Origin of the sequence: Burkholderia plantarii, from assembly GCF_001411805.1 — a bacterium.
GTDB classification, from domain to species: domain Bacteria; phylum Pseudomonadota; class Gammaproteobacteria; order Burkholderiales; family Burkholderiaceae; genus Burkholderia; species Burkholderia plantarii.
Genome location: NZ_CP007213.1, coordinates 2,119,978 through 2,141,072, shown reverse-complemented (window position 1 = coordinate 2,141,072; position 21,095 = coordinate 2,119,978). Strand labels below are relative to the sequence as shown.

The 21,095-nt window shown below is 70.9% G+C and carries 16 protein-coding genes; 12 read left to right on the top strand and 4 right to left on the bottom strand.

The window, feature by feature from the left end; all coding sequences use genetic code 11:
• The first annotated feature begins 16 nt into the window (after positions 1 to 16).
• The 12 genes from bpln_RS26200 (at position 17) to bpln_RS26145 (ending at position 15,296) form a co-directional block, all read left to right on the top strand.
• A complete protein-coding gene (locus bpln_RS26200) occupies positions 17 to 685 on the top strand; it encodes a haloacid dehalogenase type II (protein WP_042628093.1) in 669 nt (222 codons plus the stop codon).
• An 849-nt stretch (positions 686 to 1,534) separates the two neighbouring features.
• Positions 1,535 to 3,121: an ABC transporter substrate-binding protein gene (locus bpln_RS26195; RefSeq protein WP_055140456.1), complete on the top strand. Its 1,587-nt coding sequence runs from the start codon at positions 1,535 to 1,537 to the stop codon at positions 3,119 to 3,121.
• Positions 3,122 to 3,170: 49 nt separating this feature from the next.
• Positions 3,171 to 4,124 carry an ABC transporter permease gene (locus bpln_RS26190; protein ID WP_042628091.1) on the top strand — a complete coding sequence of 318 codons (954 nt, stop codon included), beginning with the start codon at positions 3,171 to 3,173 and terminating at the stop codon, positions 4,122 to 4,124.
• A gap of 30 nt (positions 4,125 to 4,154) precedes the next feature.
• Positions 4,155 to 5,117 (top strand): ABC transporter permease, encoded by a 963-nt coding sequence (locus bpln_RS26185; protein ID WP_055140455.1) that lies wholly within the window; start codon positions 4,155 to 4,157, stop codon positions 5,115 to 5,117.
• Positions 5,107 to 6,981 (top strand): ABC transporter ATP-binding protein, encoded by a 1,875-nt coding sequence (locus tag bpln_RS26180; protein ID WP_055140454.1) that lies wholly within the window; start codon positions 5,107 to 5,109, stop codon positions 6,979 to 6,981. Before bpln_RS26185 ends, bpln_RS26180 begins: the two co-directional genes overlap by 11 nt.
• A 170-nt stretch (positions 6,982 to 7,151) precedes the next feature.
• The gene (locus bpln_RS26175) at positions 7,152 to 8,429 is read left to right on the top strand and encodes an NAD(P)/FAD-dependent oxidoreductase (protein WP_055141230.1); all 1,278 of its coding nucleotides are present in this window, start codon (positions 7,152 to 7,154) and stop codon (positions 8,427 to 8,429) included.
• 24 nt (positions 8,430 to 8,453) lie between these two features.
• A complete protein-coding gene (locus tag bpln_RS26170) occupies positions 8,454 to 8,885 on the top strand; it encodes a helix-turn-helix domain-containing protein (protein WP_055140453.1) in 432 nt (143 codons plus the stop codon).
• Positions 8,886 to 9,004: 119 nt separating this feature from the next.
• On the top strand, positions 9,005 to 9,739 hold the full coding sequence (locus bpln_RS26165) for a cupin domain-containing protein (protein ID WP_055140452.1): 735 nt from the start codon (positions 9,005 to 9,007) through the stop codon (positions 9,737 to 9,739).
• A 2-nt stretch (positions 9,740 to 9,741) separates the two neighbouring features.
• On the top strand, positions 9,742 to 11,067 hold the full coding sequence (locus tag bpln_RS26160; protein WP_042628086.1) for an NAD(P)/FAD-dependent oxidoreductase: 1,326 nt from the start codon (positions 9,742 to 9,744) through the stop codon (positions 11,065 to 11,067).
• 151 nt (positions 11,068 to 11,218) lie between these two features.
• Positions 11,219 to 12,496, top strand: a complete 1,278-nt coding sequence (locus bpln_RS26155; protein ID WP_055141229.1) for an NAD(P)/FAD-dependent oxidoreductase — start codon at positions 11,219 to 11,221, stop codon at positions 12,494 to 12,496.
• Positions 12,493 to 13,950: an aldehyde dehydrogenase family protein gene (locus bpln_RS26150; RefSeq protein ID WP_042628084.1), complete on the top strand. Its 1,458-nt coding sequence runs from the start codon at positions 12,493 to 12,495 to the stop codon at positions 13,948 to 13,950. Before bpln_RS26155 ends, bpln_RS26150 begins: the two co-directional genes overlap by 4 nt.
• Positions 13,951 to 14,108: 158 nt before the next feature.
• Positions 14,109 to 15,296: a M20 aminoacylase family protein gene (locus bpln_RS26145; protein WP_042629462.1), complete on the top strand. Its 1,188-nt coding sequence runs from the start codon at positions 14,109 to 14,111 to the stop codon at positions 15,294 to 15,296.
• 81 nt (positions 15,297 to 15,377) lie between these two features.
• Here bpln_RS26145 and bpln_RS26140 read toward each other — a convergent pair whose 3' ends face one another.
• The 4 genes from bpln_RS26140 to bpln_RS26125 all read right to left on the bottom strand — a co-directional run bounded on the left by bpln_RS26140 (position 15,378) and on the right by bpln_RS26125 (position 21,009).
• Positions 15,378 to 16,055 (bottom strand): beta/alpha barrel domain-containing protein, encoded by a 678-nt coding sequence (locus bpln_RS26140; RefSeq protein WP_055140451.1) that lies wholly within the window; start codon positions 16,053 to 16,055, stop codon positions 15,378 to 15,380.
• 202 nt (positions 16,056 to 16,257) lie between these two features.
• Positions 16,258 to 17,178 carry a LysR substrate-binding domain-containing protein gene (locus bpln_RS26135; RefSeq protein ID WP_055140450.1) on the bottom strand — a complete coding sequence of 307 codons (921 nt, stop codon included), beginning with the start codon at positions 17,176 to 17,178 and terminating at the stop codon, positions 16,258 to 16,260.
• A 511-nt stretch (positions 17,179 to 17,689) separates the two neighbouring features.
• A complete protein-coding gene (locus bpln_RS26130; RefSeq protein WP_055140449.1) occupies positions 17,690 to 18,820 on the bottom strand; it encodes a DSD1 family PLP-dependent enzyme in 1,131 nt (376 codons plus the stop codon).
• 305 nt (positions 18,821 to 19,125) lie between these two features.
• Positions 19,126 to 21,009 (bottom strand): feruloyl-CoA synthase, encoded by a 1,884-nt coding sequence (locus bpln_RS26125; RefSeq protein ID WP_055140448.1) that lies wholly within the window; start codon positions 21,007 to 21,009, stop codon positions 19,126 to 19,128.
• Positions 21,010 to 21,095 lie beyond the last annotated feature (86 nt).

Here is a 21,095-nt window from a genome sequence, read left to right as displayed (position 1 = left end):
CCGACAGGACGTCACCATGATTCAATTTGAGCCGAAGTACATCACGTTCGACTGCTATGGCACGCTGATCCACTTCCGGATGGCCGAGACGGCGCGCGAGGTCTATGCCGACCGGCTCTCGCCGGCCGCGCTCGAACAGTTCGTGCGCGCGTTCGCCGGCTACCGGCTCGACGAGGTGCTCGGCGCCTGGAAGCCGTTTCGCGAGGTCGTCGTCAATGCGGTCCGGCGTACCTGCCAGCGGGTCGGCGTGCGGTTCGACGAGGCCGAGGCCGAGCGCTTCTATCTGGCGGTGCCGACCTGGGGCCCGCACCCGGACGTGCCCGCGGGCCTCTCGCGGCTCGCGACGAAGTACAAGCTGGTGATCCTGTCGAATGCGTCGGACGACCAGATCATGAGCAACGTCGACAAGCTCGGCGCACCGTTCCATGCGGTATTCACCGCCCAGCAGGCGCAGTCGTACAAGCCGCGGATGCAGGGCTTCGAATACATGTTCGACAAGCTCGGCTGCAAGCCGGAGGACGTGTTGCACGTGTCGTCGAGCCTGCGTTACGACCTGATGACGGCCGAGGATCTCGGCATCCGGCACAAGGCGTTCGTCAATCGCGGCCACGAGCCGGGCACGCCGTACTACAACTATTACGAAGTGTCGGACATCGGCCATCTCGCCACGCGGCTCGGCCTGTAGGCGGCGCCCGCGCCGGCGGGCGGCGGCGTGATCGCGCGGGCCGGCCCGGCGATCACGCCAGTCGAAGCCGCCCGCCCGCGCCATGCCTTGCCCGCCGGGCCGACGGCGGCCGTCGCGGCCGCGCCGGATGGCGGGCCGCGCAACCGGCGGCCGCCGCATCGCGATCGCGGCCGGCTGCCCGACTGCCCGGTTGCCTGCGCGGCTGTCCGGCTGTCCGGCTGTCTGACGGCCTCGCGTCGTGCGCCGGCAGCCGGCCCATCTCGCGCATTCTCCCTCCCGCATCCCGCATCCCGCCTCCAGCATCCCGCATCCCGCCTCCAGCATCCCGCCTCCCCACCCGCCTCGTGCCGCGCCGGCACGCGCCCGAATCCCGGGCAGGGCGGCTGCACGCACGGCCGCTCCGGTCGCGTGGCAGTCCTCTGGACTTTCATGCACGCGAGTGCCGGTGCCGCCGGCGAAGCGGGCACGCATGCGCGCGGGCGACACGGACGTGCGGTTTGCGCGAGTCGAACGGGCGCCGGATGCCGAACGGGCAATTTTGTCGGTGCAATCTGCCGTGCGTGCCGTCTTACGATGGACTGCGTCGGCACGCGAAGCGCCGCCGGCGCGGCTCGCTGGCCGCGCCGGCGGCGCTACGCGGGCACGCAGCAAATCATGCTGCGCGGGTGGCTCAAAACGGTCGATTCCGATGGTGCGGGCGGCCCGAATCGCGACAAACCGCATTTTGGCGATGCTTAAATGAATTCGCATCGGCATGACGTTGCGCCCGCCACCAGCAGTCGGGCGCGGCGGGATCGAAGAGCCAGGCTGGACCCCAGGACCCACTTACCACAGTCAGGAGCAGGACGGATGAGCGACGATATCGACAATGGCGGCGGCAAGGCCGGCTTCACGCGCCGCGACATGATGCGGATCATGGCGGCGGGCTGCGTGATGTCAGCCGGCGCCGGCGGACTGCTGGTGGCCCCCGGGGCGGCGCTCGCCGCGCCCGCGCCGAAGCGCGGCGGGAAGATACGGGTTGCGAACGAATCGAGTTCGACGGCCGATACGCTGGACCCGGCCAAGGGGTCGACGAGCGCGGACTACATCCGCTTCTTCATGTTCTACAGCGGCCTGACGCAGCTCGATCAGAGCCTGACGCCGCAGATGAATCTCGCCGAGTCGCTGCACACGACCGACGCGAAGACCTGGGTCATCAAGCTGCGCAAGGGCGTCACGTTCCACGACGGCAAGCCGGTCGGGCCGGCCGACGTGGTGTATTCCCTGATGCGCCACAAGAACGCGGCCACCGCATCGAAGGTCAAGCCGCTCGCCGACCAGTTCGCCGACGCGAAGGCGAGCGGCCCCGACGAGGTGACGTTGACGCTCGCGAGCGCCAACGCCGACCTGCCGGTGATCCTCGCGACCCCGCAGCTGGTGATCGTCAAGGACGGCGCGACGGACTTCAGCACCGGCATCGGCTGCGGCCCGTACAAGCTGAAGTCGTTCCAGCCCGGCGTGTCGACCGTCGGCGTGCGCAACGACAGCTACTTCAAGCCGGGGATGCCGTATCTCGACGAGATCGAGCTGATCGGCATCAGCGACAGCGCCGCGCGCCTGAACGCACTGCTGTCCGGCGACGTGCATCTGGTCAACGCGGTCGATCCGCGCTCGACGCAGCGGGTGGACGCCACGCCCGGCTATGCGCTGAAGGAAACCAAGTCGGGCCTCTATACCGACCTGATCATGCGCGGCGAAAACCCGATCACCGCGAAGCCCGAGTTCGTCGAAGGGATGAAGTACCTGTTCGATCGCGAGCAGATCCGCTCGGCGGTGTTCCGCGGCTACGCGGTGATCGGCAACGACCAGCCGATTCCGCCGGGACATCGCTATTTCAACGCGTCGCTGCCGCAGCGCCCGCACGATCCGGACAAGGCGAAATTCCTGTTCCAGAAGGCCGGCGCGCTCGGCTCCGCGCTGCCGCCCATCTACGCGACGCCGGACGCGAACGGCTCGATCGAGATGGCCGTGCTGCTGCAGCAGGCCGGGCAGAAGATCGGGCTGAACCTGCAGGTCAATCGCGTATCGTCCGACGGCTACTGGTCGAACCACTGGATGAAGCACCCGCTCGGGTTCGGCAACATCAACCCGCGCTCGAGCGCCGACGTGCTGTTCACGCAGTTCTTCAAGTCGGATGCGCCGTGGAACGAGTCGGGCTGGAAGAACGCGCGGTTCGACCAGCTGCTGCTGGCCGCCCGCTCCGAAACCGACGACGCGAAGCGCAAGCAGATGTACGGCGAGATGCAGACCATCGTGTCGCAGCAGGGCCGGGTCGGGATTCCCGCCTTCATCAGCTTCCTCGACGGCTACGACAAGCGCATCGGCGGGCTGGGCTCGATCCCGACCGGCCCGATGATGGGCGGCATGTTCGCCGAATACGTCTGGTGGAACGCCTGAGCCCGACGCCCGCCGCCGCCACGCTCGACCTTTTCGGGAGCCTCGCTTCATGAACCGGACCCTCATCGGCCTGATCGGCCGGCGCATCGCGGTCACCGCGCTGACCTTGCTGATCGTCTCGGTGATCATCTTCACGATCACCAACCTGCTGCCGGGCGACGCCGCGCAGGCGGCGCTCGGCCAGTCGGCCACCCCGGAGACGGTCGCCGCGCTGCGTCTGCAGTTCGGCCTCGACCTGCCGGCGCACGTGCGCTACCTGCACTGGCTCGCGGGGCTGCTGCACGGCGATTTCGGCCGGTCGCTGTCCGGCGACATGCCGGTGTCGCAGATGATCGGCGGGCGGCTGCCGAAGTCGCTCACGCTCGCGGCGATCACGACCGCCGTGTCGGTGCCCACGGCGCTGCTGCTCGGCATCGTCGCGGCGGTCAGGCGCGAGTCGCTGGTCGATCGCGTGATCAGCCTGGGCACGCTGTCGCTCGTCGCGACACCGGAATTCCTGATCGCGACGATCGCCGTGCTGGTGCTGGCCGTCAAGCTGCACTGGCTGTCCGCGCTGTCCTACGGCGGCCCGATCGACAGCCTGCACGACTTCCTGCGTGCCTATGCGATGCCGGTCCTGACGCTGTGCGCGGTCGTGATCGCGCAGATGGCGCGCATGACGCGCGCCGCCGTGATCGAGCAGCTGAGCGCGTCCTACGTCGAGATGGCCGTGCTCAAGGGGGCGAGCCCCACGCGCGTCGTGCTGCGTCACGCGCTGCCGAACGCGATCGGGCCGATCGCCAACGCGATCGCGTTGAGCCTGTCGTATCTGCTCGGCGGCGTGATCGTCGTCGAGACGATCTTCAACTATCCGGGCCTCGCGAGCCTGATGGTCGATGCCGTGGGCAATCGCGACTTTCCGCTGATCCAGGCCTGCACGCTGATCTTCTGCGTGGCCTATCTGGCGCTCGTGCTGTTCGCCGATCTCTGCTCGATCGTGTCGAACCCGCGACTGCGCACCTGAGTGTTTCGTTCTCCGTCCGAGATGCCTCCCATGCAACCGTTCGAACCCACCCGACGCGGCAAGGCGCTGCCGCCGTCCGGCGACCGACACCCACCGTGGAGCGGCGCCACGCCGCCCGCCGCGACTTCCGCCGACCGGCCGCGCAAGCGCCGCCTCGTGCGCCTCGGCCTGACGGCGGGCGGCCGCGTCGGCCTGGCGATGGTCGCCCTGATGCTGGCCCTCGCGGCATTCGCGCCGCTGCTCGCGCCGCACGACATCGGCACGCTCGTCACGACCGACGTGTTCGCGCCGTTCAGCGCGAAGCTGCCGTTCGGCTCCGACTACCTCGGCCGCGACATGCTGAGCCGGATCCTGTACGGCACGCGGCTGACCGTGCTGCTCGCGCTGGCCGCGGTGCTGCTCGCCGCGCTGACCGGCACCACGCTCGGGCTGCTCGCGACCGTGTCGGGCCGCGCGGTCGACGAAACGATGAGCCGGCTGCTCGATGCGCTCACCTCGATTCCGTCGAAGATGTTCGCGCTGATGTTCGTCGCGGCGTTCGGCTCGTCGCTGCCGCTGCTGATCCTGACCGCCGCCGTCAGCTACATGCCCGGCTCGTACCGGATCGCCCGCGCGCTGGCCGTGAACCTCAGCACGCTCGAATTCGTGCAGGTCGCGCGGGCGCGCGGCGAGAGCGCGCTGTACATCGCGTGCGTCGAGATGCTGCCGAACATGATCCACCCGATGCTGGCCGACACGGGGCTGCGCTTCACGTTCGTCGTGCTGTTGCTGAGCGGCCTGAGCTTTCTGGGGCTCGGCGTGCAGCCGCCGTATGCGGACCTCGGCTCGCTCGTGCGCGAGAACATCGCGAGCCTCGGCGACGGCTCGGCCGTCGCGATCGTGCCCGCGGTCGCGATCGCGATCCTGACGGTGGGCGTCAACCTGTTGATCGACGGCCTGCCGCATCGCGGCCGCCGCAGGGGCGCAGCCACGGAGAACGCTGATGCGCGATGAATCGACTCCGCTCGTCGAGGTGCGCGGGCTGCGCGTGGTCGGCGGCCGCCCCGGCGGCGCCGAAACCACGATCGTCCATGACATCGACTTCGAGATCGGGCGCGGCGAGGTGCTGGCGCTGATCGGCGAATCCGGCTCCGGCAAGACCACCGTCGCGCTCTCGCTGATGGGCCACGCGCGCGCCGGCTGCCGGATCGCCGGCGGCTCGGTGAGGTTCGCCGGCACGGACCTTCGCACGCTGTCGGCGCCCGCGCTTGCCGCGCTGCGCGGGCGCAGGATCGCGTACATCGCGCAGAGCGCGGCCGCCGCGTTCAATCCGTCGCGCACGATTCTCGATCAGGTGATCGAGAGCGCGCTGATCCACCGGACGGCGAGCCGGCGCGAGGTGCAGGCGAAGGCCGTCGAGCTGTTTCGCGCGCTCGCGCTGCCCGAGCCGGAAACGATCGGCAGGCGCTATCCGCACCAGGTGTCGGGCGGCCAGCTGCAGCGGCTGATGGCCGCCATGGCGCTGATCACCGATCCCGATCTCGTGATCCTCGACGAGCCCACCACCGCGCTCGACGTGACCACGCAGATCGACGTGCTGCAGGCGTTCAAGCGCGTGCTCCGGCACGGCGGCACGAGCGCCGTCTATGTCTCGCACGACCTGGCGGTGGTCGCGCAGATGGCCGACCGCATCGTCGTGCTGAGCGACGGCGCGATCCGCGAGGCGGGCGAGACCGGACAGATCCTGCACGCGCCGGCGCATCCGTATACGCAAAGCCTGATCGCGGCGGTCACCCCCAACGATGGGCCGCGCGACGCGAAACCGGCGCCCGCGGCGGCGGCGCCGCTGCTCGACGTGCGCGGCGCGGTCGCCGGCTACGGCAGCCGCGACAGGCACGGGCGGCCCGCGAAGATGATCCTGCACGACGTGGACCTGCGCATCGGCCGCGGGCAGACGGTGGGCGTGATCGGCGAGTCCGGCTCCGGCAAGACGACGCTCGCGAAGGTGATCGCCGGGCTCGTGCCGGGCACGGGCGGCCAGATCCTGCTCGACGGCGAACCGCTCGCGCTCGACATCGGCAAGCGCACGAAGGAGCAGCACCGGCGCGTGCAGATCGTGTTCCAGAACGCCGACACCGCGCTCAATCCGGTGCATACCGTCGAGCGCACGCTGGCGCGGCCGCTCGCGTTCTACCACGGCATCAGGGGCGCGCGCGCGCGGCAGCGCGTGGCGGAGCTGCTGGACCTCGTGCGGCTGCCGCGGGCGGTGGCCGCGCGGCGCACCAGCGAGCTGTCGGGCGGGCAGAAGCAGCGCGTCAACCTCGCGCGCGCGCTGGCCGCCGAGCCCGACCTGATCCTCTGCGACGAGGTCACCTCGGCGCTCGACACGGTGGTCGGCGCGGCGATCATGGACCTGCTGCGCGACCTGCAGGCGAAGCTCGGCGTGTCCTACGTGTTCATCACGCACGACATCGCCAAGGTGCGCGCGATCAGCGACGACATCGTCGTGCTGTACGCGGGACGCCGCGTGGAGACCGGCAGCCGCGACGCGCTGTGCGCGCCGCCCTACCACCCGTATTCGCACCTGCTCGTGTCGTCCGCGCCGGAGCTGCGCGCGGGCTGGCTCGACGCGGCGTCCGAGCGCTGCCATCGGCCGTTGGTGCCGATCGGCGGGCGCGCGGACGATGCCGGGCTGTGTCCGTTCCTGGCGCGCTGCGCGATGCGGGTGGACGGTGTGTGCAACGTCACGGCGCCGGCGCTGCGCACCCTCGGCAACGGCGCGCGGGTGCTCTGCCATCGCAGCGAGGCGGACCTCATGCGCTTCCAGGCGGAGCCGGCGCAAGCCGACGCCGCGCGGGGGCGGCCGGCGAGCCGGTAGCGCGCGCCGCGGCGGCGGCGGCCGGCCGTGCCGCATAGTCTGCCGCCGCGGCCGCGCAAAACAGCGAATCAGGCGCGCGCCGGAGGCGAATACGCGGTAAACGCGCTGGTTATCGATGTTTAAATGATTCTCGATGAAGCACCGTCACCGGCATGCAAACGAAGGATTCGATGAAACTGGAATCGTACTGGCTGGATACCCGCCCCGCGTTTCGCGCCGGCAGCGAAGGGCCGGTCGAAGGGCACGCGGACGTGGTCGTGATCGGCGGGGGCTTCACCGGGCTGTCGGCGGCGCTCGCGCTCGCGCAGCGCGGGGTGTCGGTGGTGGTGCTGGAAGCCGCGCAGGTCGCGGGCGAGGCGTCGGGCCGCAACGGCGGCCAGTGCAACACCGGCGTCGCGCAGGATTTCGCGTCGCTCGCCGCGCGCGTCGGCATCGAGCCCGCGAAGCGCTTCTATCTCGCCTACGAAAGCGCCGTGAAGAGCGTCGAGACGATCGTCGCCGGGCAGGCGATCGACTGCGACCTGCGGCGCGCGGGCAAGCTGAAGCTGGCCGCGAAGCCGCAGCATTTCGCGGGGCTCGCGAGGACCTTCGAGATGCTGCGGCACGGCATCGATCCCGACATCGAGCTGATCGAGCCGTCGCGGATTCGCGACGAAGTCGCGTCCGACGGCTTTCACGGCGGGCTGCTGCAGCGAAACGGCCTGCAGATGCACATGGGCAAGTTCGGCGTCGGGCTCGCGCATGCCGCCGCGCGGGCCGGGGCGCGCCTCTACGAGCACGCGGCCGTCACGAAGCTGGAGCGGCTCGACGGCGAGCGCCACGTGCTCACCTGCACGCGCGGCACGATCCGCGCCGATCGCGTGCTGGTCGCCACCGGCGCGTCGCAGCAGGGGCCGCTCGCGTGGTTCCGGCGCCGCATCGCGCCGGTCGGCAGCTTCATCGTGGTCACCGAGCCGCTGGCCGAGGCCCGGCTGGACCGGCTGCTCCCGCAGCGCCGCGCCTACGTGACGTCGCGCCAGATCGGCAACTACTTCCGCGTGACGCCCGACAACCGGCTGCTGTTCGGCGGGCGCGCGCGCTTCGCGATGTCGAGCCCGCGCTCGGACGCGAAGAGCGGCGACATCCTGCGCGCCGGGATGGTCGACTATTTTCCCGAGCTGGCCGATGTGCGACTCGACTACTGCTGGGGCGGGCTGGTCGACATCACCGCCGACCGCCTGCCGCGCGCGGGCATGCACGACGGGCTGCATTACTCGATGGGCTACAGCGGCCACGGCGTGCAGATGTCGGTACACATGGGCCGCGTGATGGCCGACGTGCTGTACGGCGCGAGCGCGTCGAATCCGTGGCGCGAGCTCGACTGGCCGGCCATGCCGGGCCATTTCGGGCATGCGTGGTTCCTGCCGTTCGTCGGCGCGTACTACCGGATGCAGGATTTCCTGCACTGAAGCGGGCGCCGCGGAGAATTCGACATGACAGTGCAATCCGGTGGCCAGCCTCGCGTCGCGCGGCCCGTCTCGTCGCCGATCGGCGACGTGCTGCGCACCATCGAAGCCTCGTTCGCGCAGCCGCTGAGCCTCGACACGCTCGCGGCGGTGGCCGGCCTGAGCGTGTCGCGCTTCACCGCGCGCTTTCGCAGCGAAACCGGGCTGTCGCCGCACCGGTATCTGTGCCTCGTGCGGGTACGGCGCGCGCAGGACCTGCTGCGTGCCGGGCTCGCGCCGTCGGTGGTCGCGACCGATGTCGGCTTCTTCGACCAGAGCCATCTGTGCCGGCATTTCCGGCGCGAGCTCGGGATCACGCCGCGCGATTACGTGGTGGCCCGGGCGGGCGGCGCGGCAGCGCGCAGGCCACCGGCGCGCCCGCCCGCCGGGCGCCGCGAAGCGGCCTGCCACGCGGCGTAAGCAAGGGCATGGGCGGCAGGGCCGCCCGGGGATTTCCGGCCGTGGGCCGGTCAACGACGATTTGACGATATCGCGCGGCGGCCTTCAGCGAAGCCGCCGCGCACCGCACAGGAGCAGAGATGACCGCAGCGTTCGTGTTGCATCGTGCCGACGGCACGGCCCCTTCCACCGCGTTTCGCCGGCGGGCGTTCGGCGCGCACGACCCGTTCGCGCAACATCGGGAGATCGCGTGGGAAGGGCCCGGCGCGATGGCCGCCGGGCGCCTGACCTTCGCCGGCGAGATCGAGGTGCCGAGCTTTCCGCACGTCGAGACGATCGTGGTCGTCGAGGGCGAGCTGACGCTCACACCGGCCGGGGCGGCGCCCCGGGTGCTCGGCCCGCGTGAAGGCGCCGTGATCGGCGGCGGCACCGCGCTTCGCCTCGCCGCGCGGTCCCCGGCGCGGCTGGTGTTCTGCGCGGCCGCCTGCGCGACACCGACCAGGCGCGGCGTCGTCGCGCTCCACGCGGATGCCGATTTCAAGCCCTCGGCGACGCTGCCGGCAGACGTGCTGCTCGGCCCGGCGCCGCAGTGCCGTAGCGACAACGTGTTCGACGACGACGGCGCCGCGTACTGCGCGGGCACGTGGGATTCCACGCCCTATCACCGGATCGTGCGCCCCCATCGCGTGAACGAGTTCATGTTCCTGCTGGCGGGCGGTGTACGGTTCGCCGCGCCCGACGGCAGCGTGCTGTCGCTGGGGGCCGGCGACGCGCTGTTCCTGCCGCGCGGCACGCCGGTCGGCTGGGAAAGCAGCGAACCCGTGTCCAAGTTTTACGTCGTGCAGAACGTCGATGCATCCACCGCGCGAGACTGAACATGTCGCCACCACTTCGCCATATTGAAACCCCGGCCACGCCGCCGGCCTCGGCCGACGTCGTCGTGATCGGCGGCGGCATCATCGGCGTGTTCACCGCCTACTACCTCGCCCGGCGCGGGGTATCGGTCGCGCTCGTCGAGAAAGGACGAATCGGCGCCGAGCAGTCGGGCCGCAACTGGGGCTGGTGCCGCCAGCAGAACCGCGACGAGCGCGAATTGCCGATGGCGAGCAAGAGCATCGATCTGTGGGAGCGCTTCGCCGCCGACACCGGGGAGGACACCGGCTTTCGCCGCTGCGGGCTGTTGTATCTGAGCAATGACGACGCCGAGCTGTCGCGCTGGGCCAGCTGGGGCGAATTCGCGAAAACCGCTGGCGTGACGACCTGCATGCTCGACGGCAAGCAGGCCACCGAGCGTGGGCACGCCACCGGGCGGCCCTGGAAGGGCGGCGTGTTCTCGCCGAGCGACGGCACGGCCGACCCCGGCAAGGCCGCGCCGGCCGTGGCCGCCGCGCTGATGAAGCTGGGCGGCAGCGTCCACCAGTTCTGCGCGGCGCGCGGCATCGAACTCGAGGGCGGGCGGGTGGCCGGCGTCGTGACGGAAGCCGGCGTCATCAAGACCAGGACGGTGGTGCTGGCCGGCGGCGCCTGGGCGTCGTCGTTCTGCCGCCAGCTCGGCATCCGCTTTCCGCAGGCCTCGATCCGCCAGTCGATCCTGAGCGTGGCGCCGGTCGCGCGTCCGCTGCCCGATGCGATGTACACGTCGGGCGTGTCGGTGACGCGCCGCAGCGACGGACGCTACGCCCTGGCGATCAGCGGCCGCGCGCGCGTGGACCCGACGCCGCAGTTCCTGCGCTTCGCGCCGCAATTCGTGCCGATGTTCGCGAAGCGCTGGCGCAATCTGCTGCCGGGCGGCCTCGAGGGGGTGCGCGGCGGCCACGAGACGCTGAAGCGCTGGCGGCTCGACGCGCCGACGCCGATGGAGGCGGTCCGCATCCTGGACCCGAAGCCCGACATGCCGACCGTCAGGGAGACCTACCGCCGCGCGGCCGAACTGCTGCCCGAACTGCGCGACGCGAAGATCACGCACGCCTGGGCGGGCTTCGTGGACAGCACGCCGGACGGCGTGCCGGGCATCGGCGAGGTGCCGGGCGTGCCGGGGCTGATCCTGGCGGCCGGCTTTTCGGGCCACGGCTTCGGGATCGGCCCCGGCGCCGGCCACCTGATCGCCGATCTCGCCACGGGCGCGCCACCGCTGGTCGACCCGGTGCCGTACCGGCCCGGCCGGTTCAACGACGCGGCGTGGGGCAAGGTCGCCGATTTCTAGCCTGCCCGGCGCTCGACCATCGCGCGGCGGCGGGGCGGCCCGGCCGAGGCGGATCGATCCGCCCCGCGCCGGCGCGGCCGACGGGGGCGGCCGCCGTGCATCGGCCTCGCGGCCGCGCCGGCAGCCGGATGTGACAGCTTTGGAGTATCTGATGCGTTTCAGTTCCTATTGGCTCGATACGTCGGCGCCATTCGCGAGCGGCTCGACCGGGCTGCGTGACCGTCACTGCGACGTGATCGTGGTGGGCGGCGGAATCACCGGCTCGGCGGCCGCCCTGGCGCTGGCCAAAAAAGGCGCGCGCGTGACCGTCTGCGAGGCGGGCACCGTCGGGCAGGCGGCGTCGGGGCGCAACGGCGGCATGTGCAACAACGGCTTCGCGCAGGACTACGCGTCGCTCTCGCGGCGCATCGGTCCCGAACTGGCCAACCGGCTCTATCTCGCGTTCGATGCGGGCGTCGACACGGTCGAGCGGCTGGTCAGGGAGGAGTCGATCGATTGCGACTTCGCGCGCAGCGGCAAGCTCAAGCTCGCCGCGAAGCCCGAGCACTATGACAAGCTCGCGCGCAGCCAGGCGCTGCTCGCGGCGAGCGTGGACCCCGACACGCGGCTGGTGACGAAGGCGGCGCTGCGCGACGAGATCGGCTCGGACCGCTATCACGGCGGGCTGCTGTTCGGCAAGAGCGCGGGGATGCACGTGGGCCGCTATGTGCGCGGTCTGGCGCGCGCCGCGCAGGCCCGCGGCGCGCAGATCCTCGAGCATGCGCCGGTGCTCGGCCTGAAGCGGCAGACCGACGGCACCTACGTGGCGCACACGCCGCTCGGCGAGATCCGCGCCCCCCAGGTGCTGCTTGCCAGCGGCATTTCGCAGGTCGGCCCGTTCGGCTGGATTCGCCGCAGGATCGTGCCGGTCGGCGCGTTCATCATCGTCACCGAGCCGCTGTCGCGCGAACGGCTCGACCGCCTGCTGCCGACGCGCCGGATGGTCACCGACACCAAGCAATTCGTCAATTTCTTTCGCGCCACGCCGGACAACCGCATGCTGTTCGGCGGGCGGGCGCGATTCGCCACCTCGAACCCGCGTTCGGACGAGAAGAGCGGCCTGATCCTGCGGCGGCAGATGGTCGCCGTGTTTCCGGAGATGGCCGACGTGCGCGTCGACTATTGCTGGGGCGGCATGGTGGACATGACGGCCAACCGGCTGCCGCGCGCGGGCGAGCGCGACGGCGTGTATTACTCGATGGGCTACAGCGGCCACGGCACGCACATGGCCACGCTGATGGGCACGCTGATGGCGGAGATCATGGACGGGCGCGCCGATCTCAACCCGTGGAGGGATTTCGACTGGCCGGCGATTCCCGGGCACTTCGGCAAGCCCTGGTTCCTGCCGCTCGTTGGCGCCTGGTACCGACTCAAGGACACCCTGCAATGAACTCCCCCGTTGCTCGCCTGCGGCAAGCCGGCAGGCTGGATCGCTTCTTCATCGACGGCGCCTGGGTCCTGCCCGAGGGCGGCGACCGGTTCGCCGTCGTGTGCCCGTCCACCGAAGCGACGCTGTGCGAGATTCCGCTCGGCGGCGCGCTCGACGTCGAGCGCGCGGTGCGTGCCGCGCGCCGCGCCTTCGAGCCGTGGTCGGCCACGCCGCCGCTGGCGCGCGCGGCGGTGCTCGACCGCGTCCATGCGTTGATCCTCGAGCGCGCGGAGCTGTTCGCCACCGCGCTGGCGATGGAAATGGGCGCGCCGATCAGCTACGCGCGCGGCGCGCACGTGCCGCTCGCGGCCGAGCATGTTCGCGTCGCGCGCGACAACCTCGCGCATTACCCGTTCGTCGCGCGGCGCGGCACCACCGCGATCGTGCGCGAGCCGATCGGCGTGTGCGCGCTGATCACGCCGTGGAACTGGCCGATCTACCAGATCACGGCGAAGGTCGGGCCGGCGCTGGCCGCCGGCTGCACGATGGTGCTCAAGCCGAGCGAGCTGTCGCCGCTCAGCGCGCTGCTGTTCGCGGAAGTGATCGCCGACGCGGGCGTGCCCGCCGGCGTATTCAACCTGGTGAGCGGCAGCGGTGCGGAGGTGGGCGCCGCGCTATCGGCGCACCCGCAGATCGACATGGTGTCGATCACCGGATCGACGCGCGCGGGCGTGCTGGTGGCGCAGGCGGCTGCGCCCACCGTCAAGCGCGTGGCGCAGGAGCTGGGCGGCAAGTCGCCGAACCTCGTGCTGCCCGATGCGGACCTGGAGCGGGCCGTCGCGCCGGGCGTGGCGGCCGCGTTCCGCAACATGGGGCAGTCGTGCAGCGCGCCGACCCGCATGATCGTGCCGCGCAACCTGCTCGGCGCGGTCGAGGCGCGCGCCGTCGCGGCGGCGCGGGCGTTCGTCGTCGGCGATCCGTTCGCCGAGGCGACCACGCACGGGCCGCTCGCCAATCGCGCGCAGTTCGGGCGGGTCGCGCAGATGATCGACGCCGGCTGCGACGAACGCGCGAAGCTGATCGCCGGCGGGCCGGGGCGCCCGGCGGGCCTCGACAAGGGGTTTTACGTGCGGCCGACGATTTTCTCCGACGTGCGCGCGGACATGACGATCGCGCAGCAGGAGATCTTCGGTCCGGTGCTCGCGATCCTGCCTTACGATACCGTGGACGAAGCGGTCGCGATCGCCAACGACACGGTGTACGGGCTCGGCGCGCACGTGCAGGGCACCGACATGGCGCGCGTGCGCGCGGTGGCCGCGCGCATCCGGTCGGGGCAGGTGCATCTGAACTATCCGGCATGGGACCCGCAGGCGCCGTTCGGCGGCTACAAGCAGTCGGGCAACGGCCGCGAGTACGGGATCGAGGGCATGGAGGAGTACATGGAGGTCAAGTCGGTCCTGGGTTACTACGACTGACCGACCACGACCGACCACGACCGACCACGACCGACCACGACCGACCACGACCGACCACGACCGACCACGACCGACCACGACCGACCACGACCGACGCGGCCGCGCCGCCGCGCCGGCAGCACGGAATGGATGCCGTCTATTTTTCGAAGGTGCCGAAATTGGAACACGCCGTCATTTCCGACGCGTCGCTGAGCCCGCATCAGGCCCACTGGGCCGGCTTGCGCCGCGACCTGCACGCGCATCCCGAACTGCGGTTCGAGGAGCATCGCACCGCCGACATCGTCGCCCGCGAACTGGAGTCGCTCGGCTATTCGGTGTCGCGCGGGCTGGGCGGCACCGGTGTCGTCGCGAGCCTGGCCGGGGCCGACCCGGGCCGCGGCATCGTGCTGCGCGCCGATCTGGATGCGCTGCCGATCCACGAAGCGAACGACTTCGCGCACGCATCGTGCACGCAGGGGGTCATGCATGCGTGCGGGCATGACGGCCATACGGTGATGTTGCTCGGCGCCGCGCGCGTGCTGAAGTCGCTGCCGCGGCTGCCGGGCAGCGTGCATTTCGTGTTCCAGCCCGGCGAGGAGGGCGGCGCGGGCGCGCGCAAGATGATCGACGACGGGCTGTTCGAGCAATATCCCACCGAAGCGGTGTTCGGCATGCACAACTGGCCCGGCTTGCCGGCCGGGCGGTTCGGGCTGCGCACCGGGCCGATCATGGCCGCGGGCTCGCGCTTCAGGATCACGGTACGGGGCAAGGGTGCGCACGCGGCGCAGCCGCATCTGGGCATCGATCCCGTGCCGCCCGCCTGCCTGATGGTGCTGCAGTGTCAGACCATCGCCGCGCGGCACAAGGACCCCGTCGATCCCGCCGTCATTTCCGTCTGCATGTTCCATGCGGGCACGACGGACAACGTCATTCCGGACACGGCCGAGCTGCGCGGCACGATTCGCACCCTGTCGTCCGAACTGCAGCAGAAGCTGCAGCGCGACATCCGGATGGCCTGCGAGGGGCTGGCCGCGGCCCAGGGCGCGCAGGCCGACGTGGAGTTCTTCCAGTACTACCCGGCGACGGTCAACACGCCGGCCGAGACGGCGTTGTGCGAAGCAGTGATCCGCGACACGTTCGGCGACGAACGCCTGCACCGCGACGTGCCGCCTAACATGACGTCCGAAGACTTCGGCTTCATGCTGGAGGCGCGGCCGGGCGCCTACGTGCTGATCGGCAATGCGCCGGACGGCGCGGCCGCGGCGGCGCTGCATCATCCGGAATACGACTTCAACGACGCCATCATCCCGGCCGGCGTCCGGTATTGGGTCGCGCTGGCGCGGCATTACTACCGGCACGCGCCCTGATGCGCCGGGCCGGCGCGACAGGCCGGCCACGCCGCGCGCGGTGACGGCCGCGCGGCGCGGTGGAGCGCCGGGGCGGGCGCATCACGCCGTCACGCCGTCGATGCCGAGGATCGCGTCGATCTGCGCGGCCAGCGGCCGGGCGCCGAAGGCATGCTGGAACAGCGCGCTGCCGACGGTGAAGCCCCACGCGGCGGCGTCGCGTATCGCCATCACGCGCGCCGGCCCGTCGATGCTGCCGGCCGCGATCACCGGCAGCCCGACCGCTTCGACGACGCGCCGCGCCAGCTCGGCGGGCTCGCCGCCGCCGGCAAGCCGATAGGCCAGCAGGTCGAGGCCATGCACGCCGGGTAGCGAGGCGAGCCGGCGCGCGTCGTCGACGATCTCGTCGATGGTTCCCGCCAGCACGGTCGGATGGCCGACGGTATGCCCGGCGAACGGAAAATACCGGATCGACGTGCCGCGCAGCAGCGGCAGCGCGTCCTCGACATGGCGGCCGCCGAGCAGGTAGTCCACGCCGATCTCGAGCGCCGCGCCGATCGATGCCAGCTCCGCCTCGCGGCTCGTGGCGACCACTTCCAGCATGACTTCGCGGCCATCGGCACGGATGCGCCGGGCCAACTGCTTCAGCGTCGCCACCGGCAGGCCGACGTCCTTGAAGCCGACGAATCGCACCGGGCTGTCGCGCAGGCCGTCGTAGACGGCAAGGGCATCGCTGACGGTGGCGTCGTTCTCGGTCAACATCAAAATGAAGCGGGACATGTCGGACTCCGGTTACGGATGAAGGGCCGCATGCGGCCGGACCAGCCGGTGCGCGGTTGGCGGGGGGCGCAGGCGTGGCCGTGGCTGCCGCGCCCGTGCCCGCGATATCGAAGGCGGTGCCGGCGCGGTCGCTTGCGGCGCCCGACGCGTGTATCGGGCGGGCCGCGCGGCGGCGTTCATCGCGGTGGGGTGGCGGGCCGGGTCAAGTCCGCCATGGTACGGGATCGAAGGCACGCTTCGCCGCGTCCAGGAACACCCGCTGGCGAATCGTCAGGCCCTGGCGCGTGGGCACCAGCGCGATCACCGGTGCCGGCTCGAGCCGCCATGCCGGCAGGACGCGCGCGAGCCTGCCCTCGGCGAGCAGCCGCGCGCAGTCCCATTCGGATCGGGCCACGACGCCGAGCCCGTCCGCCGCCCAGTCCCGCACCACGGTGCCGTCGTTCGACGACAGGACGCTGTTCAACCTCACCGTCACGGCCTTGCCGAGGCGCTTGCCCGCGGCGTCGTGCTGCGTGAAGCGCAGCCGGGTGACTTCCTCGTCGTTCTCCCGCAACGCGAGGTACGGGTAGCGGTTGAGTTCGGATGGATGCCCGAGTCCGGACAGGCTGCGTGCCAGGGCGGGACCGGCGCAGAGGAAGCGCTCGTTCGGCGCCAGGAAATGTCCGATCCACGAGGAGCCCTTGACAGGACCGATGGAAATGACGACGTCGGCACCCGATGCCGCCGCCAGCGGACTTTCCACCAGGACGAGCGAGACCGCGAGCCGGGGATGCGACCGGTGCAGGCCGCGGATCAGCGGCGCCACGTATTCGCGCCCGAACCCGAACGGCGCCACCACGCGCAGGCGGCCGCCGACGCCGTTCGCCTCTCCGGCGAGGCGGGACGGAATGGACTCGATCCGATCGAGGATGTCGATGGCTTCCTGGATCAGGCGCTGCCCCTCGTCGGTCAGGGAAATGCCCCGCGCCGCGCGCGTCGCGAGGTTGACGCCCACCCGTTCCTCGATGCGCTGAAGCCGGACCGTGACGGCGGGCGGCGTCAGGTCCAGCAGCCGGGCGGCGGCCGCGAGCGATGGCGAGGCACCCAGCGCACGCAGCAGTTGCATGTCTTCGAGTTGCAGCATTTCCCCCCCATCGACGGTTCACTCCCCCATGGTAGACACGGCAAAATATTTTTTCCGGGATGGATGCCGTGCGCGCGCGGGTTGGCCGGCGCAAACGGCACCGTCACGGCGGGGGCGGCCTTCGCCGGCCCGGCCGGGTGCCAGCGCCGGGGCAGGCAATCAGCGGTGACCACGCCGATGATCCCGCCGCCGATGATGCCCGCGTCGGCGCCGGCAGGCAGGGTGGGTGAAGGCGCGATGTGGCGGGGAGGCGGCATGACCGATCTCGCGCAGCCGCCGCGACAGCCCGGGTGAGGTGGAACCCGGCCGCGCGCTCGCGGCTTTTTCGTTCCGGTCCGCGTCCGCTCGGGCACGCACGGCGTCTCGTCCATGGCGAGCGACGCAACGCTGCCGTGTTCCGCGGCGAAGCGCATGCCGCCGGGCGCGATCGCCGGCGACGAAGCCGGCGCAGCCGCGCACCGGAGCGGCGCCGGGCGGCGCGTCGGCGGGCAGCGGGGCGGACGGCCCGCGATCACCAGCCATGGAACCGCGGCCAGGTCTCGACGCTTCCGTCCGGCTTGATGGCCTGGTAGGCGGGATGCTGCGCGCCGGTGGCACATGCGTGGTTGGGCAGGATGCGCAGACGCGTGCCGATCGGGAAGCGCTGCTCGATTTCGTGATCCGGCGCGCCGGAGCGCGACACGATACCGTGCTCCTGGTTCGCGCCGCTCATCAGGTAGTCGCCCGGCACCTCGCCGTTCTCGAGGCAAACCAGCCCGTATCCGAAGTCGCGTTTCTGGCGCTGGGTGCCGCGGTCCCGGCTCATCGCCATCCACCCGGCATCGACGATGGCCCAGCCTTTCTCGCGCTGGTGGCCGATCACCGTGGTCAGGACGCTCAAGGCGATCTCGGACATCGGGTTCACGCCCACGTTGTGCATGACGAGATCGAACAGCACGTACACGCCCGCGCGCACTTCCGTCACGCCGTCCAGCCGCTCGGCGGCCAGCGCGGTCGGCGTCGAGCCGATGCTGACCACGTCGCACGGCATGCCGGCCGACCGGATGCGCTCGGCGGCGCGCACGCTGCGCGAGCGCTCCTGCTCGGCCAGGCGAACGAGGGCGTCGTGGGTGTCGTAGTCGTAGCTGGAGCCGGCATGCGCCATCACGCCGCCCAGCTGCATGCCGCCGCTCACGAGCACCGTCGCGACCGCGAGCAGCGCATCGTCGTCGGGATCGAGGCCCGAGCGATGGCCGTCGACGTCGACCTCGATCCAGACTTCGAATCTTTCGTCGTGCCGGCGGCCGAACGCGACGATGGTTTCGGCGCAGGCGACGCTGTCGGCGACGATCTTCAGGTCGCAGCCTTGCCGGCGCAAGGCCAGCGCCCGCGCGAGCTTCGCAGGCGCGATGCCGACCGCGTAGACGATGTCGCGAATGCCGAGCGCGAAGCACTGCTCGGCTTCCTTGAGCGTGGACACCGTGATGCCTCGCGCGCCGGCCTCGAGTTGCGCCATGACGATCGGCGCGCACTTGGTGGTCTTGATGTGCGGCCGGAAATTCACGCCGAGCGCATTCATGTGCTGCTGCATCCGTTCGATGTTGCGGTTCATGCGCGCGACATCGACCAGCGCGGCGGGGGTATTCAACGACTCCAGATTCATCTCTCTCGCTCCTGACGATGCGGTACACGCGGCGGGCCGCCGATCTCGCCCATTCCAGCCACCCACTATAAGAGCGGATCGGTGGGTTGTGCTTAACGCTCGATAAACCGGCCGTTAAGCCCGGCCGAAGGCTCGACCGCCGGACGCGGCGACGCGGGCGGCACCCCGGCGTTGGCTCGCGGCCAATGGCCGGTCGATTGGCCGCCGGGCACGGGGAAAGCGTTGCTTCCCGTAGCGGGCACATCGACAGAGCGGATCGTCGATGTGCGGTGCGCGCCGGACCGGTGGCGCGCGCCGCCTTGCCGTCATCGCTTCCCGGCCTGGCCGAGGCGCTCGCGCGCGTGAATGACATCCGGGTCGTCGCCGTCGTGCATGGCGTCGACCAGCGCCGCGCGATGTCGAAGCACCGCGCGCTGGTTGATCGAGCCTTTGTCGGTCACCTCGCCGAGATCGAGGGAAGGCGGCACCGACAGCAGCCGCAGCCTGGCGATGAACGTCGCGCCGCCGGTGGCGTGCCGATTGAGTTTGCCGAGCAGCGCCGCGAAGAAGTCCCGCACCGCCGGCGCGTCCAGCACGTCCGCGACGCTCGCGTCCTGGCCCAGCCCCGCGAGCGAGCGGCAGGCATCGACACGAGGAAACACCATCGCGCCCACCTCGTCGCGATTCATGCCGGTGATGACCGCATCCTGCACGTAGGGCGCGCCCTCCGAGATGATGCGTGCGCGCATCGGCCCGACGCTCACGAAGGTGCCCGAGCCAAGCTTGAAGTCCTCGGCGATGCGCCCGTCGAAGGCGAGACCCAGTTCCGGCCGTTCGCCGTCGACGAAACGCACGGCGTCGCCGCTGCGGTAGTAGCCTTCGTCGTCGAACATGTCCGAGGTGGCCGTGGCCATCCGCCAGTAGCCGCCCATCACGTTCGGCCCGCGAAAACGCACCTCGTACTTGCCGTCGACCGGCGCGACCTTCGTCTCGCAGCCCGGCGCCGGCAGGCCGATGTAGCCCGCGCCCGATACCGGACCGGTGGTGAACAGGCACGAGGGCGCGGTCTCCGTCATGCCGAGCCCCGCCATGATGCGGATGCGTTCGCCGCAATGCGCGAACGTCACGCGCTCGAGCCGCTCCCACGCGGCCTGCGACAGGCCCGCGCCGGCGAAGAAGTACATCTTCACGCGCGAGAAAAAACGCTCGCGCAGCGCCGCATCGGTTTCCAGCGCGGCCGTCAGCTCCTCCCAGCCCTTCGGCACGTTGAAGAATACGGTCGGCGCGATCTCGCGCAGATTGCGCACCGTCTCGTCGAACTTGCCCGCCACCGGCTTGCCGTCGTCGATATACAGCGTGCCGCCGTTGTACAGCACGATGCCGACGTTATGGCTGCCGCCGAACGTGTGATTCCACGGCAGCCAGTCGACCAGCACCGGCGGCTCGATACCGAACTGCGGAAAGGTTTCGAGCAGCATCTGCTGATTGGCGCACAGCATCCGGTGCGTGGTCGGCACGGCCTTCGGCAGACGCGTGGAGCCGGACGTGAAAAGGAATTTCGCGATCGTGTCGCCATCGACCCGCGCATGCGCGGCATCGACCTCGCGCGGCATCGTGTCGAGCAGCGCGGCGAACGGCGTCGCGCCGCTCGCGCCGCCGCTCGCGCTCACCCGCTCGACGTCGCGGGGCAAGGCCGCATCGAGGCCGGCCGCGTAGGCCGCGATGTCGTCGGCGAACACCAGGCCCGGCGTGAGCAGGTCGAACACGTGGCGCAGCTTGCCGAAATCGCCCGAGATCAGCGAGTAGGCCGGCGAGATCGGCGCATGGGGAATGCCCGCCCACATCGCGCCGAGTGCCATCTGCATGTGCGCGATGCTGTTGCCGGACAGAATCGCGAGCGGCCGGTCGGCGCTCAGGCCGCGGCCGAGCAGCGCCTCGCCGATCGAACGCGCGTGCTCGAGCATCTGCGCGTAGGTCACGCCGCGCCAGGCACCTTGCGCGTCGCGTTGCGCGACGAGCAGCCGGTCGGGGTGGGCTTGCGCGCCACTGACGAGCCGGTCCGTCAAACGCAGCGGATAAGCGCCGAGCGGCTCGCTCGCGCGCAGGTACCAGCACTCGCCGCGCCGCTCGATGCGCGGCGAGGTGGCCTTGACGGCGACACGCCGGTATCCGGCTGGGTTCGCCAATGCAAGGCTCGGGTCCGTTTCCAAGGCCTGTCTCCTGGTTGGCCCGCCGCGTGCCCCGTCGCGTCGATTCGATCGCGACGGGGCACGCGGCATGGCATGGTCACTCGCGG

Excerpts from the sequence above, each read along its gene's own strand:
- bpln_RS26140 (WP_055140451.1), bottom strand. The coding sequence starts at position 16,055 with ATGTCCCGCTTCATTTTGATGTTGACCGAGAACGACGCCACCGTCAGC.
- bpln_RS26130 (WP_055140449.1), bottom strand. The coding sequence starts at position 18,820 with ATGAATCTGGAGTCGTTGAATACCCCCGCCGCGCTGGTCGATGTCGCG.
- bpln_RS26185 (WP_055140455.1), top strand. The coding sequence starts at position 4,155 with ATGCAACCGTTCGAACCCACCCGACGCGGCAAGGCGCTGCCGCCGTCC.
- bpln_RS26190 (WP_042628091.1), top strand. The coding sequence starts at position 3,171 with ATGAACCGGACCCTCATCGGCCTGATCGGCCGGCGCATCGCGGTCACC.
- bpln_RS26150 (WP_042628084.1), top strand. The coding sequence starts at position 12,493 with ATGAACTCCCCCGTTGCTCGCCTGCGGCAAGCCGGCAGGCTGGATCGC.
- bpln_RS26135 (WP_055140450.1), bottom strand. The coding sequence starts at position 17,178 with ATGCTGCAACTCGAAGACATGCAACTGCTGCGTGCGCTGGGTGCCTCG.
- bpln_RS26170 (WP_055140453.1), top strand. The coding sequence starts at position 8,454 with ATGACAGTGCAATCCGGTGGCCAGCCTCGCGTCGCGCGGCCCGTCTCG.
- bpln_RS26175 (WP_055141230.1), top strand. The coding sequence starts at position 7,152 with ATGAAACTGGAATCGTACTGGCTGGATACCCGCCCCGCGTTTCGCGCC.
- bpln_RS26200 (WP_042628093.1), top strand. The coding sequence starts at position 17 with ATGATTCAATTTGAGCCGAAGTACATCACGTTCGACTGCTATGGCACG.
- bpln_RS26195 (WP_055140456.1), top strand. The coding sequence starts at position 1,535 with ATGAGCGACGATATCGACAATGGCGGCGGCAAGGCCGGCTTCACGCGC.
- bpln_RS26180 (WP_055140454.1), top strand. The coding sequence starts at position 5,107 with ATGCGCGATGAATCGACTCCGCTCGTCGAGGTGCGCGGGCTGCGCGTG.
- bpln_RS26160 (WP_042628086.1), top strand. The coding sequence starts at position 9,742 with ATGTCGCCACCACTTCGCCATATTGAAACCCCGGCCACGCCGCCGGCC.
- bpln_RS26155 (WP_055141229.1), top strand. The coding sequence starts at position 11,219 with ATGCGTTTCAGTTCCTATTGGCTCGATACGTCGGCGCCATTCGCGAGC.
- bpln_RS26165 (WP_055140452.1), top strand. The coding sequence starts at position 9,005 with ATGACCGCAGCGTTCGTGTTGCATCGTGCCGACGGCACGGCCCCTTCC.